The sequence below is a fragment of the Pantoea sp. 9140 genome, from assembly GCF_000745295.1.
Lineage (GTDB): Bacteria > Pseudomonadota > Gammaproteobacteria > Enterobacterales > Enterobacteriaceae > Pantoea > Pantoea vagans.
Genome location: NZ_JQNO01000001.1, coordinates 4,033,435 through 4,047,412, shown reverse-complemented (window position 1 = coordinate 4,047,412; position 13,978 = coordinate 4,033,435). Strand labels below are relative to the sequence as shown.

At 56.2% G+C, this 13,978-nt stretch carries 13 protein-coding genes; 3 read left to right on the top strand and 10 right to left on the bottom strand.

What is annotated here, in order from left to right; translation table 11 throughout:
• Positions 1-401: 401 nt before the first annotated feature.
• Genes hemG through pepQ form a run of 4 tightly spaced genes read right to left on the bottom strand, consistent with a single transcriptional unit; the run spans position 402 to position 4,385 of the window.
• Entirely contained in the window at positions 402-935 is a 534-nt protein-coding gene (hemG, locus tag FA92_RS18750) for a menaquinone-dependent protoporphyrinogen IX dehydrogenase (RefSeq protein ID WP_013359725.1), read from the bottom strand.
• A 17-nt stretch (positions 936-952) separates the two neighbouring features.
• Complete coding sequence (gene trkH, locus FA92_RS18745; RefSeq protein ID WP_013359724.1) at positions 953-2,404, bottom strand: Trk system potassium transporter TrkH; 1,452 nt, start codon at positions 2,402-2,404, stop codon at positions 953-955.
• A gap of 32 nt (positions 2,405-2,436) precedes the next feature.
• Positions 2,437-3,054, bottom strand: coding sequence for an IMPACT family protein (locus tag FA92_RS18740; RefSeq protein WP_013359723.1), 618 nt, complete (start codon positions 3,052-3,054; stop codon positions 2,437-2,439).
• Entirely contained in the window at positions 3,054-4,385 is a 1,332-nt protein-coding gene (pepQ, locus tag FA92_RS18735) for a Xaa-Pro dipeptidase (RefSeq protein WP_033784442.1), read from the bottom strand. The genes FA92_RS18740 and pepQ overlap by 1 nt, the downstream gene beginning before the upstream one ends.
• A 187-nt stretch (positions 4,386-4,572) precedes the next feature.
• Between pepQ and fadB the strand changes: the two genes are divergently transcribed.
• Together fadB and fadA are read left to right on the top strand one after the other, a co-directional pair.
• Positions 4,573-6,756: a fatty acid oxidation complex subunit alpha FadB gene (gene fadB / locus FA92_RS18730; protein WP_033784441.1), complete on the top strand. Its 2,184-nt coding sequence runs from the start codon at positions 4,573-4,575 to the stop codon at positions 6,754-6,756.
• Positions 6,757-6,766: 10 nt separating this feature from the next.
• Positions 6,767-7,930 (top strand): acetyl-CoA C-acyltransferase FadA, encoded by a 1,164-nt coding sequence (gene fadA / locus FA92_RS18725; protein ID WP_033784440.1) that lies wholly within the window; start codon positions 6,767-6,769, stop codon positions 7,928-7,930.
• Positions 7,931-8,000: 70 nt separating this feature from the next.
• Here the strand turns inward: fadA and fre are convergent, their stop codons facing one another.
• The 3 genes from fre to pepE all read right to left on the bottom strand — a co-directional run bounded on the left by fre (position 8,001) and on the right by pepE (position 11,034).
• Positions 8,001-8,702: an NAD(P)H-flavin reductase gene (gene fre / locus FA92_RS18720; RefSeq protein ID WP_008926461.1), complete on the bottom strand. Its 702-nt coding sequence runs from the start codon at positions 8,700-8,702 to the stop codon at positions 8,001-8,003.
• Positions 8,703-8,743: 41 nt separating this feature from the next.
• Positions 8,744-10,228, bottom strand: coding sequence for a 4-hydroxy-3-polyprenylbenzoate decarboxylase (ubiD, locus tag FA92_RS18715; RefSeq protein WP_013359719.1), 1,485 nt, complete (start codon positions 10,226-10,228; stop codon positions 8,744-8,746).
• Between the two features lie 80 nt (positions 10,229-10,308).
• Complete coding sequence (gene pepE, locus FA92_RS18710) at positions 10,309-11,034, bottom strand: dipeptidase PepE (RefSeq protein ID WP_033784439.1); 726 nt, start codon at positions 11,032-11,034, stop codon at positions 10,309-10,311.
• 206 nt (positions 11,035-11,240) lie between these two features.
• On the opposite strand from pepE, the gene rfaH reads away from it, so the two are divergent.
• Complete coding sequence (gene rfaH, locus FA92_RS18705; RefSeq protein ID WP_033734838.1) at positions 11,241-11,729, top strand: transcription/translation regulatory transformer protein RfaH; 489 nt, start codon at positions 11,241-11,243, stop codon at positions 11,727-11,729.
• Here the strand turns inward: rfaH and tatD are convergent.
• The 3 genes from tatD to tatB all read right to left on the bottom strand — a co-directional run bounded on the left by tatD (position 11,726) and on the right by tatB (position 13,975).
• Positions 11,726-12,508 carry a 3'-5' ssDNA/RNA exonuclease TatD gene (tatD, locus tag FA92_RS18700; RefSeq protein ID WP_033784438.1) on the bottom strand — a complete coding sequence of 261 codons (783 nt, stop codon included), beginning with the start codon at positions 12,506-12,508 and terminating at the stop codon, positions 11,726-11,728. The genes rfaH and tatD overlap by 4 nt on opposite strands.
• Positions 12,509-12,596: 88 nt before the next feature.
• Positions 12,597-13,355, bottom strand: coding sequence for a Sec-independent protein translocase subunit TatC (tatC, locus tag FA92_RS18695; RefSeq protein WP_013359715.1), 759 nt, complete (start codon positions 13,353-13,355; stop codon positions 12,597-12,599).
• A complete protein-coding gene (tatB, locus tag FA92_RS18690) occupies positions 13,355-13,975 on the bottom strand; it encodes a Sec-independent protein translocase protein TatB (RefSeq protein WP_033784437.1) in 621 nt (206 codons plus the stop codon). The genes tatC and tatB overlap by 1 nt, the downstream gene beginning before the upstream one ends.
• Positions 13,976-13,978: the final 3 nt, after the last annotated feature.

Sequence of the window (13,978 nt, the reverse complement as noted above, 5' to 3'; positions counted from 1 at the left end):
TTGCTTAAACAAGTTAAGCGGTGCTCATCTGTAAAACGTCATAATGAATTTCATTATGTGTTCACTCGTGAGGCTTTGATATTTTGTTGCGTCCTGAGACGCTGATATCAATCCTGCGAGTGCCCACACAGATTGTCTGATAAATTGTTAAAGAGCAGTGCGAACAGTGCGTTAGCGTCCTGTCGCGAGGTGGCGTATATTACGCTTTCCTCCTGCAGAGTCAACTTCTATTTCAGAAGTTTTTCTCCGGCGGCGCAGTCTCCTGTGCCTCTCAGCCCGTTTCCCGTTGCCGGTGTTCCGTGTCGATGGAGGCGCATTATAGGGAGTTCGCGCGGGCTGACAAGTGTTTATTACGAAAAGATTATCGTTCGCAGTAATTTTCATCAAATCGCGCTATTTCGCTACGATTTGCCTGGTAACTGTGCAAAATCATTGGCAAAAGTGCGTACCTGCTGCCAGTCCGTGTATTCCACTTCTTTCGTTGAATCTGTCTCACCACCAGTCATACGCATAATCAGCTGAATCATGACGCGATCGAACCAGCGATAGCGCGGATAATAAAGTGCGCCCGCGAACACGGCACAGCAATCGGGTTGCCACGGCGAGCTGGTCAGAAACTTCTGCGTATAAGCATTGGTTTCAGGAGAACGTTTCTCTGGTTTCCGTGCCGTGAGGTTCACCGAAAAGAAACCGCTGGTACGCTGCTGCAATTCCTTGAGGTGCTGCTTCACGAACTTATCGACGACCGGCTGGAAATGGCCGTAGCGGATCGAGGCGCCAATCAGCACGCGATCATACTGCGCCCAGTCCGGCAGGGTAGCATCCTGAATGTCCAGCACATCACATGGCTGCTGCTGACGGATCACCTCAGCAATAGAAGAGGCAATTTTCTTTGTTTGTCCGTCGCGAGTGGAATAGAGAATCAGCGCTTTCATGTCAGCATCCTTATTAATTATTCGCGCCAGAAAGTAGGCGTGAACAGCACCAGCAAGGTAAATACCTCGAGACGCCCGAACAGCATGGTAGAAATAAGAATCCATTTCGCCACGTCATTCATTGAAGTGAAGTTATCGGCCACAACCCCTAAACCCGGCCCGAGGTTGTTGAGCGTCGCGGCAACCGCAGCAAAAGCCGAGAAGTCATCGACACCGGTGGCGATGATCGCCAGCATGCTGACCAGGAATACCAGTGCATAGGCCGAGAAGAATCCCCAGACGGCTTCAAGGATACGTTCCGGAAGCGCCCGATTACCCAGCTTAATGGTGTAGACCGCATTCGGGTGAACCAGACGCTTAAGCTCACGGTTACCCTGCTTGCATAACAGCAGAATGCGAATCACCTTCAGGCCACCGCCGGTTGAACCGGCACAGCCGCCAATAAAGGCTGAGCACAACAGCAGCACCGGCAGGAACAATGGCCAGCGTGCGATGCTGTCGGTCGTGAATCCCGCCGTCGTTGCCATGGAAACGACCTGAAAGAAGGCCTGATTCAGCGTCTGCCAGCCGCTGGCATAGACATTGTGGAACCAGAGCACCAGCGTGCAGATCAACACCAGCGTCAGCTGAACGCCAATGAACATGCGGAATTCCGGGTCGCGCCAGTACACGCGCAAATTACGTCCGCTTAACATGGCAAAGTGCAGGCCGTAATTACAGCCTGAGATCAGCAGAAACACCGCCACGATGGTATTGATGGTGCCACTATGAAAATAGCCGATGCTGGCATCGTGGGTAGAAAAGCCGCCAATGGCGATGGTCGAGAAGCTGTGGCCGATAGCATCAAACGCCGGCATGCCCGCCAGCCACAATGCCAGCGCACAGGCCACCGTCAGCAGAACGTAGATCAGCCAGAGTGTCTTGGCCGTCTCGGCGATACGTGGCCGCATCTTGTTATCTTTCAGCGGCCCCGGCATTTCAGCGCGATAGAGCTGCATGCCCCCGACGCCCAGAATCGGCAGTATCGCCACCGCTAACACGATAATCCCCATACCGCCCAGCCACTGGAGCATCTGCCGATAGAAGAGAATCGCCTTGGGCAACGAGTCCAGCCCCACCAGCGTGGTGGCACCGGTTGTTGTCAGGCCCGAGAACGATTCAAAGAATGCATCCGTCACCGAAAGATGCGGCTGCTCGGCAAAGATAAAGGGCATGGCCCCTACGCTACCCAGCACCGTCCAGAACAGGACGACGATCAGGAACCCTTCGCGCGGTTTGAGTTCGGTTTTCTTTTTACGATTCGGCCACCAAAGCAGCGAGCCAATCACCAGCGCCATCATAAAGGTCTGGCTAAACGCCCGCCCCGCCCCATCGCGATAAATGAGGGCGACCAGACCGGGCAAAATCATCGTCACTGAAAAGAGGATCACCAGCAGACCGACTATGCGGGTAATGGCGCGAAAGTGCATTCAGCCGTTCCTTTAAATAATAGAGATGAACATCAGGGTGTGAGCGGGATAAGCGATAACGCGCCCCGACTAAAGTCTGACAGATTTTTTTTGAATCCGTCGATTTGTCCGTAAGGTACAGCCAGCGTCAATGCAATGCGATCCTGAAACTGACTGTCGGTCACCTTACCGTCGAAACGCTGAACCAGCCGTTCAATATCGCTGAGCTGTGGATAGTCGCATTGCAAGGTGAACAGCTTCATCGGTACTTTGCGCTGCCGTGGCAGCAGCTTAAGTCCCTGCTGGACCCCACCGCCATAGGCTTTTACTAAGCCGCCGGTTCCCAGCATGATGCCGCCGTAATAACGTACGACGACGGCGGTAATCTCGCCAATATCTGCGCCCATCAGCTGCGCAAGCATCGGTTTGCCGGCCGTGCCCGAGGGTTCCCCATCATCAGAGAAGCCAAGCTGCTGGGAATCATTCGGTGCGCCCGCGACCCACGCCCAGCAGTGATGCCGGGCAGCGGGATGCTCGCTTTTCACCTGCTGGACAAACGCGCGTGCCGCCTCAGCTCCTTCGGTGTGTGCCAGTAGCGTAATGAAGCGACTCTTTTTGATCGTCTCCTCACTGCTGCTAACTGGCACAGCCGGAATATCAAAAGCGTCCATCAGGCCAGATGCAGATCGCGGGTCATATTCTCAACGCGATGCGCATGGATCACCACGTTGTCCTCGATACGAATCCCGCCATAAGGCCGAAGCGCATCAATAGCCTGCCAGTTAAAGTGCTGACTGAAACGGCCTGCACGCAGCGGCGCCAGTAATGAGTCAATAATATAGAAGCCCGGCTCGATGGTTAAGACCATGCCCGGTTGCAGCACGCGGGTGCAGCGAAGATAAGGATATTGCGCGGGCGCGGCCAGATGGGTGCCCTGATCATCCTGCATAAAGCCAGCCACGTCATGCACCTGCAGACCCAGCGGATGTCCCAGACCATGTGGCATAAACGGACCGGTCAGATCTTCAGCCACCAGCGCTTCTTCGCTAATCCCCTGCACCAGCTCAAACTTCAGCAACATCTTCGCAATACGCTGGTGCATCTGAAGATGATAATCGGTGTAGCGCACGCCCGCTTTCAGCGTAGCGATCAGCGCCAGCTCTTCCGCGTTCATCGCCTCAACCATTCTGGCATAGAGCGAACTGCTCTGCGCCGCATAGCTGCGGGTTAAATCGGCGGCATAGCCAAGATACTCAGCACCGGCATCAATCAAAAAGCTGTGGCGTTTCGCCGGTGGCTGATGATCCAGCCGGGTGTAGTGCAGCACCGCAGCGTGTTCATTCAGCGCGATGATATTGCCGTAAGGCACATCAGTATCGCGATGCCCGGTTGCGGTCAGATAGGCCTGGTTGATATCGAACTCGCTTAAGCCTGCAGAGAATGCCTCTTTCGCTGCGCGATGACCGGCAACCGCCAGCTTCTGTGCCTGGCGCAGGCAGGCAAGTTCATAATCTGTTTTGATGCTGCGATGGAAATGCAGGAAGTCGATCACCGCTTTCGGATTGATATTGCCGGAAGTGATACCGAGCTGAGCTGCACGCGCGTTAACCGGGCCGATATAGGCGACGTTATCGCGCTGTGCAGGCAGCAGTTGCGCAATCTCATCGGCATTTTTCAGGCCGATAACCTCAACATCCGCGGTCCAGAAGCTATCCGGCAACGGTTCAACGTTGTGCCAGTAATCCACCGGAGAGTAGAACCACAGTTTCGGTTTGTTCACCCCGTCAATCCACAGCCAGCAGTTAGGCACCTGCGTTACCGGCACCCAGGCCTTAAACTGCGGATTCACCTTAAACGGATAGGTGTGGTCATCCAGAAACACCGTCAACAATTCACCGGAATGGATCAACATCGCATCCAGTTTATTGCGTGCCAGCACCTGCTGCGCCCGTTGTTGCAACGTGGCGATATGCGCGTGATACAAGGTCTTCAGTGAATCCATTGACGTCTCTCCAGTGTCGCAAAATGGCCGCAAGTTTAGCATACCCCTTGTGCAGATGCCGAAGTCGGCGCAGCTGTGATCTTGTTAGCAAATAAGCAAAGAGCAGTTTGCAAATAATTAACATCGCTCCCACACTCACGATCATCTGGTATGACCAGATCACCTTTCGCGGTTTCAGGAGACGCACATGCTCTACCAAGGCGCTAACCTTACTCTTCACTGGCTGGACGATGGCATCGCCGAGCTGGTTTTTGACGCTACAGGCTCGGTCAATAAGCTCGATACGCAAACGGTCGCCAGTCTGGGCGAGGCGATTGCGGTGCTGGAACAGCAGCCAGACCTGCGCGGCCTGCTGCTGAGCTCCGCTAAACCTGCTTTTATTGTGGGCGCGGATATCACCGAGTTCCTTTCTCTGTTTGATGCACCCACCGAAAAGCTAAGCCAGTGGCTGAGCTACGCCAACAGCATTTTTAACCGTCTGGAAGATTTACCGGTGCCAACCCTGGCCGCTATTGACGGCTATGCGCTGGGTGGTGGATGCGAATGCGTACTGGCAACCGATCTGCGTATCGCCACCGCTGACGCGCGCATTGGCCTGCCGGAAACAAAACTCGGCATCATGCCCGGATTTGGCGGCAGCGTGCGACTACCGCGCCTGCTGGGTGCCGACAGCGCGCTGGAAATTATTGCAGCGGGTAAAGATGTGGATGGCAATGCCGCCCTGAAACTCGGTCTGGTCGATGCGGTCGTGGCGCGTGAGAAACTGCGCGAGGCGGGGATCACCATGCTTAAGGCCGCTGCCGCAGATGACAGCTGGCGCGCACGCCGGGCACCGAAACTGGCACCGCTGAAACTCAGCCCGATTGAAGCGGCGATGAGCTTCACGATTGCGAAAGCGATGGTGCTGCAGACCGCAGGTAAACACTATCCCGCTCCGCTAATGGCCGTAAAAACCATTGAAGCGGCAGCCAGCCTGGGTCGTGATGATGCGCTGAAACTTGAAACGGCGGCGTTTGTGCCACTGGCGCAGTCTGATGAAGCCCGCGCACTGGTCGGCATCTTCCTCAACGACCAGTACGTTAAAAGCCTGGCGAAAAAACGCGGCAGCGAAAGCGGCGCTCCGGCTCAGGCAGCGGTACTGGGCGCGGGCATTATGGGTGGCGGCATCAGCTACCAGTCTGCCTGGAAAGGCGTGCCGGTCAGAATGAAAGACATTAATCCGCAGGCGTTAACGCTGGGGATGAATGAAGCCAGCAAGCTGCTCAATAAGCTGCTGGAGCGCGGCAAAATCGACGGCAGTAAACTCGCCAGTGTGATCGCCACTATTCAGCCCACCCTGGATTACGCCGGTTTTGACCAGGCCGATGTGGTGGTGGAAGCCGTGGTCGAGAACCCGCTGATCAAGGCCAAAGTGCTGGCGGAAACCGAACAGCATCTGCGTCAGGATGCGATTCTGGCCTCCAATACCTCAACCATTCCTATCAGCCAGCTGGCGCAGGCGCTGCAGCGCCCGGAAAACTTCTGTGGCATGCACTACTTCAATCCGGTGCCGCGTATGCCGCTGGTCGAAGTGGTTCGTGGCGAGAAAACCAGTGAAGCGACACTGAGTAAAGTGGTGGCATGGGCCAGCAAAATGGGCAAAACGCCTATCGTGGTGAATGACTGCCCCGGCTTCTTTGTGAACCGGGTGCTGTTCCCCTACTTCGCCGCTTTCAGCCTGCTGCTGCGCGACGGCGCTGATTTCCGTCAGATTGATAAAGTGATGGAAAAACAGTTCGGCTGGCCGATGGGGCCTTCATGGCTGCTGGATGTGGTGGGCATCGATACCGCGCACCACGCGCAAAGTGTTATGGCGGATGGTTTCCCGGATCGCATGAAGCACGACTATCGCGATGCGATCGATCTGTTGTTTGATGCCGGTCGTTTTGGTCAGAAAAATGGCAAAGGATTCTGGCGCTGGGAAGAGGATAAAAAGGGCAAGCTGAAGAAAGTGCCGGATGCTGAAGTGGATACGCTGCTGCAACAGGTCTGTCAGCCCGCGCGGGTCTTCAGCGATGAAGAGATCCTGAACCGTATGATGCTTCCGATGCTGAATGAGGTGGTGCGCTGCCTGGAAGAGAAGATTATCGCCTCGCCTGCTGAAGCGGATATGGCACTGGTCTATGGTCTCGGCTTCCCGCCGTTCCGTGGTGGCGCTTTCCGCTATCTCGATACCTTGGGCAACAGCAATGTGGTCGATCAGGCCCGGCGCTACAGCGCGCTTGGTGGCCTGTATGCCCTGCCTGCGCTGCTGGTGCAGAAAGCCCATCAGCATGAAAGCTGGTATCCCGCCGCCAAACCGATTGATGAAGCCGCGCTGAAAAGCGCCTGAGGGCAAGAAGATGGAAAATGTGGTGATTGTTGATGCGGTGCGCACGCCAATGGGACGTTCAAAAGGCGGAGCCTTTCGGAACGTGCGCGCTGAAGATCTCTCCGCGCACCTGATGCGCGAAATCCTGAGCCGCAACCCGGCGGTGAACCCGGCATCCCTCGACGATATCGTCTGGGGCTGCGTACAGCAGACGCTGGAACAAGGATTTAATATCGCGCGTAACGCCGCGCTGCTGGCTGAAATCCCGCACTCTGTGCCTGCCACGACCGTTAACCGGCTGTGTGGTTCGTCAATGCAGGCGCTGCACGATGCGGCCCGCGCCATTATGGTCGGCGATGCGCAGTGCTGCCTGATTGGCGGCGTGGAGCATATGGGACACGTGCCGATGAATCACGGCGTCGACTTTCATCCCGGCCTGGGCCGCACCGTCGCTAAAGCTGCGGGCATGATGGGCTTAACCGCCGAGATGCTGGCACGTATGCATCATATCAGCCGTGAGCAGCAGGATGCGTTCGCCCTGCGTTCGCACCAGCGCGCATGGCAGGCCACACAGAGCGGGGACTTTGCAACGGAGATTGTCGCCACCTATGGTCACGACAGCGACGGCATTCTTAAGCGCTATGCTTTCGATGAGGTGATCCGCGAGGAGACCAGCGCCGAAGGTCTGGCGGCACTCAAACCCGCCTTCGATCCGGTGAATGGCACCGTCACAGCGGGTACGTCGTCGGCCCTGTCCGATGGCGCGGCCGCCATGCTGATTATGAGTGAATCACGCGCCCGTGAACTGGGGCTGACGCCACGTGCACGTATCCGCAGCATGGCAGTGGTCGGCTGTGATCCGTCGATCATGGGCTACGGACCGGTTCCGGCCAGCAAACTGGCATTGAAACGGGCGGGACTGAGCGTCAGTGATATCGACGTGTTTGAGCTGAACGAAGCCTTTGCCGCGCAGACCCTGCCCTGTATTAAAGACTTAGGTTTGCTGGAACTGATGGATGAGAAGGTCAATCTGAATGGCGGCGCGATTGCTTTAGGTCATCCGCTGGGCTGTTCCGGTGCGCGCATCAGCACTACGCTGCTGAACATCATGGAACGACGCGATGCCCGTTTTGGCCTCGCCACCATGTGCATCGGACTGGGCCAGGGGATCGCAACCGTATTCGAGCGTCTTTAATACGTTGAGTCTTACTTTGTCAGATTTACCCGCCGTTGATCGGCGGGTTTTTTCTGTCTGCTACCAGGAATCAGATAAAGGCAAACGCATCGCCATACATCTGTGATTCCACTGCGCCACGCTCGGCACAGAAACGGTCGCGGGCAATCTTCGCCATCTCAAAACGTCCGGCGATGTAGATCTCATGCTCACTCAGCGTGCTGAAGTCCTGCATCACTGCGGTCAGTACCGTACCAGAACGGCCCTGCCAGCCTGCTTCAGGCTGCTCGACGACCGGGATCACCTTCAGGTTCGGGTGCTTCACGGCCAGCGCATCCAGCTCATCCATATCGTACAGATGCTTAAGCTCACGTCCGCCCCAGTAAATGGCGATGTCGCGCTCTGGCTGTTCCGCCAGTGCGGTGAGCAAAATCGAACGGGCATAGGAGAAACCGGTGCCGCCTGCAATCAGGATCAGCGGTTTAGTGCTCTCTTCACGCAGCCAGGCATCGCCGTGCGGCATATCAACCGTGATCTGGCGATCGTTACGGATGCGGTCCATTACGGCCATGGCATAGAGATTCAGATCGGACGCGCCGATATGCAGCTCGATAATATCTTTTTCCATCGGCGTTGAGGCCAGCGAGAACGGACGCTTGTCGCGCTCATCCATCACTACCATCAGATACTGTCCCGCGCGAAAACTGAATTCCGCTTCAGGGATCAGGCGAACGCGATAGACCGTGTCGGTAATCGCCTCAACCGAAGTTACTTTACAGCTTAACGTTGTCATGCGTTCCCTCTGTCGGGTCGTCTTTATGGTTGTGCTCGCCATCAACGCTGTGGCGGCTGATCAAAAATACCTAGCTCATCCCAGATAGCATCAATGCGCGCGGTGACCGCCGGATCTTTAACGATGGGTGTGCCCCATTCACGCTGCGTTTCACCTGGCCACTTATTGGTCGCATCCATCCCCATTTTCGACCCCAGCCCGGAAACGGGCGAGGCGAAATCGAGATAATCGATCGGGGTATTTTCCACTAATACCGTATCGCGGGCCGGATCCATACGGGTGGTAATGGCCCAGATCACGTCGTTCCAGTCACGCGCATTAACATCATCGTCACACACAATAACAAATTTGGTGTACATGAACTGCCGTAAAAACGACCAGACGCCAAACATGACACGTTTGGCATGCCCGGCGTACTGCTTTTTAATCGTTACGACCGCCAGCCGGTATGAGCAACCTTCCGGTGGCAGATAGAAGTCCACGATCTCCGGGAACTGCTTCACCAGGATTGGCACCAGCACTTCATTCAGCGCCACACCCAACACCGCAGGCTCATCCGGCGGCCGGCCGGTGTAGGTGGAGTGATAGATAGGCTTATGGCGCTGCGTAATATGTGTCACGGTAAACACCGGGAAGCTATCTACTTCATTGTAGTAGCCGGTGTGATCGCCGTAAGGTCCTTCTGGCGCCATATCGCCCGCTTCGATATACCCTTCCAGTACGATTTCCGCACTGGCCGGCACTTCAAGATCGTTCGACAGGCACTTCACCACTTCGGTTTTATTGCCGCGCAGCAACCCGGCAAACGCATATTCTGACAGCGTGTCAGGCACCGGCGTGACGGCACCGAGAATGGTGGCGGGATCGGCACCCAGCGCCACCGAGACCGGAAAACGCTCACCCGGATGCGCTTTCGTCCACTCCAGATAATCGAGCGCACCACCACGGTGCGACAGCCAGCGCATAATCAGACGGTTTTTGCCGATCACCTGCTGTCGATAAATGCCAAGATTCTGCCGCTCTTTATGCGGGCCGCGCGTGACGGTCAATCCCCAGGTAATCAGCGGTGCCGCATCGCCAGGCCAGCATTTCATCACCGGAATACGCGTCAGATCGACTTCATCGCCGCTGAACACCTCTTCCTGACAGGGTGCATTGCGCAGGCGTTTGGTTGGCATGTTCAGGACCTGCTTAAACTGCGGCATCTTATCGAACAGATCGCGGAAGCCTTTTGGCGGCTCCGGCTCTTTCAGGAAGGCCAGCAGTTTACCCACTTCACGCAGTGCGCTGACTTCTTCCTGGCCCATGCCCATGGCCACGCGCTTTGGCGTGCCGAACAGATTGCACAGCACCGGCATGTCATACCCTTTCGGGTTTTCAAACAGCAGAGCGGGGCCACCGGCACGCAGGGTGCGGTCGGCAATTTCGGTCATTTCCAGTTCAGGATCGATCGTCTGGGTAATGCGCTTTAGCTCACCGCGCTGTTCGAGCAGCGCGAGAAAGTCTCTTAAATCGTGATATTTCATGCGGCTTTAGCTTTCCGGCCAGAGTGAGTCGGCCATTATAGGTCTGATTACACGGAGTTGCTGAGGTTTATATGGCCGCCTCATACGCACTGAAAGGGAACCAGCGGTTGTAACGCACGGGCATCGTGATACCCCTGAATCGGCTCGCCGTGGCGAAACAGTTTAAAATCTTCGTTACGCACGCTGTGATAACGCAGCTGGTTGTCATGCAGATGCAGAAAACTGCCTTCACGCAGCGCAATGACCGACTCAGCAGGGTTAACGGCACAGAACTCCGCCAGACGTTCGTCACGGGTTTCGCCCATGTGGCCGCTGACGCTGGCATCCAGATAGTGGGGATTGATCTGCACCGGAAAGAGGCCCAGCGCAGGTAACACCACGCTGCTGCGTACCGGCATATCGTTAGTGGTACGGATTGAGGGCGTTGCCACGTTGCAGCCTGCGCTCCAGCCGACATAGGGTACCTGCCGCTCCCGCACCGCGCGCTGAATCGCTCCGATCAGACCCTGTTCATGCAGCATCTGATTCAGAAACCAGGTGTTGCCACCGCTGACTAAAATCAGCTCTGCCTGGGCAATTGCATCAGCTGGCGAAGCGAATGCCTGAACCCGCTCCACCTGAATTCCAAGAGAAGCGCTGAGCTCATCAGCGCGCTGCTGCTGATCGCCACGAATAATTGCGTAGGGGATCAGTACCGCCGATCGGATAGCGCGTCGCGCGATCATGGCGAGCAGCTGTGGCTGCGCATAGCCCAGCAACGGCGCATCATCCGCCAGCTTGCCATTGCTCAACAGAAAGAGTTCCATCAGAGGATCCTTGTGCAGATGTGATGGTCATCGAGTCTGATACAGAGGAATAGCCGACGTCAATTACCCATCAATGCTTTTACTGCCATCCGGCATGTTAGGAAAAGTCTCAGTTTATTTTCGCTGCAGGACGCTTTACCCTGCCCCTGCGCTATAACTCTGGCAGCAGGTTTGCTATTCTTAGCGTCCATTCAATGGGAGCAGTTATGGAATCCTGGTACTTACTCTATTGCAAACGTGGACAGCTATTGCGCGCGAAGGAGCATCTGGAGCGGCAGGAAGTGCATTGCCTCAGTCCAATGATCGCTCTGGAAAAAATCGTGCGCGGCAAACGCACCACGGTGAGTGAGCCACTGTTTCCAAATTACCTGTTTATCGAATTCGATCCGGAAGCGATTCACACCACGACGATTAGCAGCACACGCGGTGTCAGTCACTTCGTGCGCTTTGGCACCACGCCCGCAACCGTGCCATCGGCGGTGATCGAAGCGCTGGAAACCGACGTTCCGCAAATCCTGCTTGACCCTGAGACACCACAAAGCGGCGATGAAGTCGTCATCACCGAGGGGACGTTTGAAGGGCTGCGCGCCATTTTTGCCGAGCCGGATGGTGAAACGCGCTCGATTCTGTTGCTGAATCTGCTGAACAAGCAGGTGATGCGCAGCGTCGACAACAAGCAGTTCCGTAAGATTTAAGCCAGTCGGAACAACGTCCGCGCATTCTGATCGATGCGGGTCGCCAGTTCCTCAGCAGTCTCGCCCCGCCATTTCGCCACCTGATTAACAATATGCGGTAAAAAGCAGGGTTCGTTCCGGCGTGAGGTCGGGCGCGGACGCATGTCGCGCGGCAGCAGATAAGGCGCATCCGTTTCCAGCAGCAGCCGGTCAGCCGGAATCAGCGGCAGCAGCTCGCGCAGCTCCAGCCCACGACGCTCATCGCAAACCCAGCCGGTAATCCCCACCGATAGTCCCATCGCCAGACAGGCCTCCAGCTCATCACGCGTGCCGGTAAAGCAGTGGATCACCGCACCAGCCAGTTTCGGCAGCCAGGGTTCAAGTACCGCGGCGAAACGGGCATGGGCTTCACGGCAGTGCAGAAACACCGGCATGTTGAGTTCGGCCGCAAGCGCCAGCTGCGCGTCAAACGCATACTCCTGCTGCTCATGCGCCGACAGGTTGCGGTTGAAATCGAGCCCGCACTCACCAATGGCCACCACTTCCGGTTTTTCAGCCAGGCGACGCAGAGTGCTGGCGATTTCCGTGGACCATTCGCTGGCATGGTGAGGATGAACGCCCGCAGTAGACCAGCAGAAGCCGGATTGAGCTTCAGCCAGTCGCTGAGCCTGCTGGCTCTCCAGCGCGTTAGTGCCGGTAATAAGCATGCCGGTGACGCCCGCATCACGCGCGCGTTTAACCACCTTTTGCCGGTCGGAGGCGAATTGCGTGCTGGTCAGGTTTACACCGATATCAAACATAATATTTCCCACTGTTTATAAACAAAAACCGCCCATCAGGGCGGTTTGGAGTGAACGCTTCCCGCCAGTGCGGGTAAGGCTGTCAGCATCAGGCGTCGGTGTTCTCTTCCTCATCCTGTAAGCGTCGGCCTTTACCCACGTAGTACCGGGAAAAGAATACGCCGACTTCAAACAGGCAGTACATCGGAATAGCGAGCAAAGTTTGGGAAAAAACATCCGGCGGTGTGAGCAACATCCCGACCACGAAGGCACCCACCAGAATATAGGGACGCTTCTTCTTCAACTCTTCCGGACTAGTGATCCCGGTCCAGCACAGCAACACAATCGCCACCGGTACTTCGAACGCCACGCCAAATGCCATAAACAGCGTCATGACAAAATCGAGGTACTTAGAGATATCCGTTGCGACGGTGACGCCAATCGGTGCGGTCTTGGTGAAAAAACCAAATGCCAGTGGGAAGACCACGAAATAGGCAAAGGCCACGCCGAAATAAAACAGGAAGGTGCTGGAAAAGAGCAGCGGCATAACCAGCTTACGCTCATGCCGGTAGAGCGCCGGAGCGACAAAGGCCCAGACCTGATAGAGGATCACCGGCACCGCAAGAAACACTGACACAATAATGGTCAGCTTAATCGGGGTGAAAAACGGTGAGGCCACATCGGTCGCGATCATGCTCGATCCAACCGGCATCTGGCTGATCAACGGTGCCGCGACCAGCTGATAGATGTCATTGGCGAAGTAAACCAGCACCAGGAAGATCGCTAATACAGCGAGAATGCAATTCAGTAGTCGCTTACGCAGCTCAATCAGATGACTGATGAGCGGTTGGGTATCTTCAACGGCCATTATCGTTCATCACTTGCAGAAGGGGAGGCTGCGGGATTACGCGCAGAATCTGCCGGTCTGGCAACATCACCTGCAGGTGCCTGTGCCGGAGCGCTGGCCACAGCGGCAGGTACGGCAGAGGATTGCACAGCCGGAGCGGATGAAACCGCTGATGGAGCCTGTGCCGGGGCACTGGCCTGATGTTCTGCGCTAGCCGGCGTTGCCGAAAGTTCAACCGGGCCAGGTTCAGATGCCTGCACCGTCTCAGAAGCCGCCTGAGGTACATGCCTGTGCTGAGCCGAATGAATGGTGTTCGCCTCATCTTCCTCTTTTTCAATGTCGATACTCTGACTGACCGAGCGTTTCATTGAATCCGCGGTTTTACGCAGCTCTTCCATCGACTCTTTCAGCTCAGGGGAGAGCGTACCGCGGCCCGCTTCTTCCACCTTTTTCAGGCTCTCCTGCAATTCCTGCAGCTTGAGCTCCTGCGCCAGTTCATGTTGTACATTGGCTGCCAGCGAGCGAATCGCCCTGATCCAGCCGACCACGGTTTTCACCGCAACCGGTAAACGTTGCGGGCCGAGAACAATCAGCCCGATAACGAACACCAATACCAGTTCACTAAAACCAATATCGAACACGGT

What these genes read in the sequence shown, in the direction of transcription:
- hemG (WP_013359725.1), bottom strand. Translation starts at nt 935, where the DNA reads ATGAAAGCGCTGATTCTCTATTCCACTCGCGACGGACAAACAAAGAAA.
- trkH (WP_013359724.1), bottom strand. Translation starts at nt 2,404, where the DNA reads ATGCACTTTCGCGCCATTACCCGCATAGTCGGTCTGCTGGTGATCCTC.
- FA92_RS18740 (WP_013359723.1), bottom strand. Translation starts at nt 3,054, where the DNA reads ATGGACGCTTTTGATATTCCGGCTGTGCCAGTTAGCAGCAGTGAGGAG.
- pepQ (WP_033784442.1), bottom strand. Translation starts at nt 4,385, where the DNA reads ATGGATTCACTGAAGACCTTGTATCACGCGCATATCGCCACGTTGCAA.
- fadB (WP_033784441.1), top strand. Translation starts at nt 4,573, where the DNA reads ATGCTCTACCAAGGCGCTAACCTTACTCTTCACTGGCTGGACGATGGC.
- fadA (WP_033784440.1), top strand. Translation starts at nt 6,767, where the DNA reads ATGGAAAATGTGGTGATTGTTGATGCGGTGCGCACGCCAATGGGACGT.
- fre (WP_008926461.1), bottom strand. Translation starts at nt 8,702, where the DNA reads ATGACAACGTTAAGCTGTAAAGTAACTTCGGTTGAGGCGATTACCGAC.
- ubiD (WP_013359719.1), bottom strand. Translation starts at nt 10,228, where the DNA reads ATGAAATATCACGATTTAAGAGACTTTCTCGCGCTGCTCGAACAGCGC.
- pepE (WP_033784439.1), bottom strand. Translation starts at nt 11,034, where the DNA reads ATGGAACTCTTTCTGTTGAGCAATGGCAAGCTGGCGGATGATGCGCCG.
- rfaH (WP_033734838.1), top strand. Translation starts at nt 11,241, where the DNA reads ATGGAATCCTGGTACTTACTCTATTGCAAACGTGGACAGCTATTGCGC.
- tatD (WP_033784438.1), bottom strand. Translation starts at nt 12,508, where the DNA reads ATGTTTGATATCGGTGTAAACCTGACCAGCACGCAATTCGCCTCCGAC.
- tatC (WP_013359715.1), bottom strand. Translation starts at nt 13,355, where the DNA reads ATGGCCGTTGAAGATACCCAACCGCTCATCAGTCATCTGATTGAGCTG.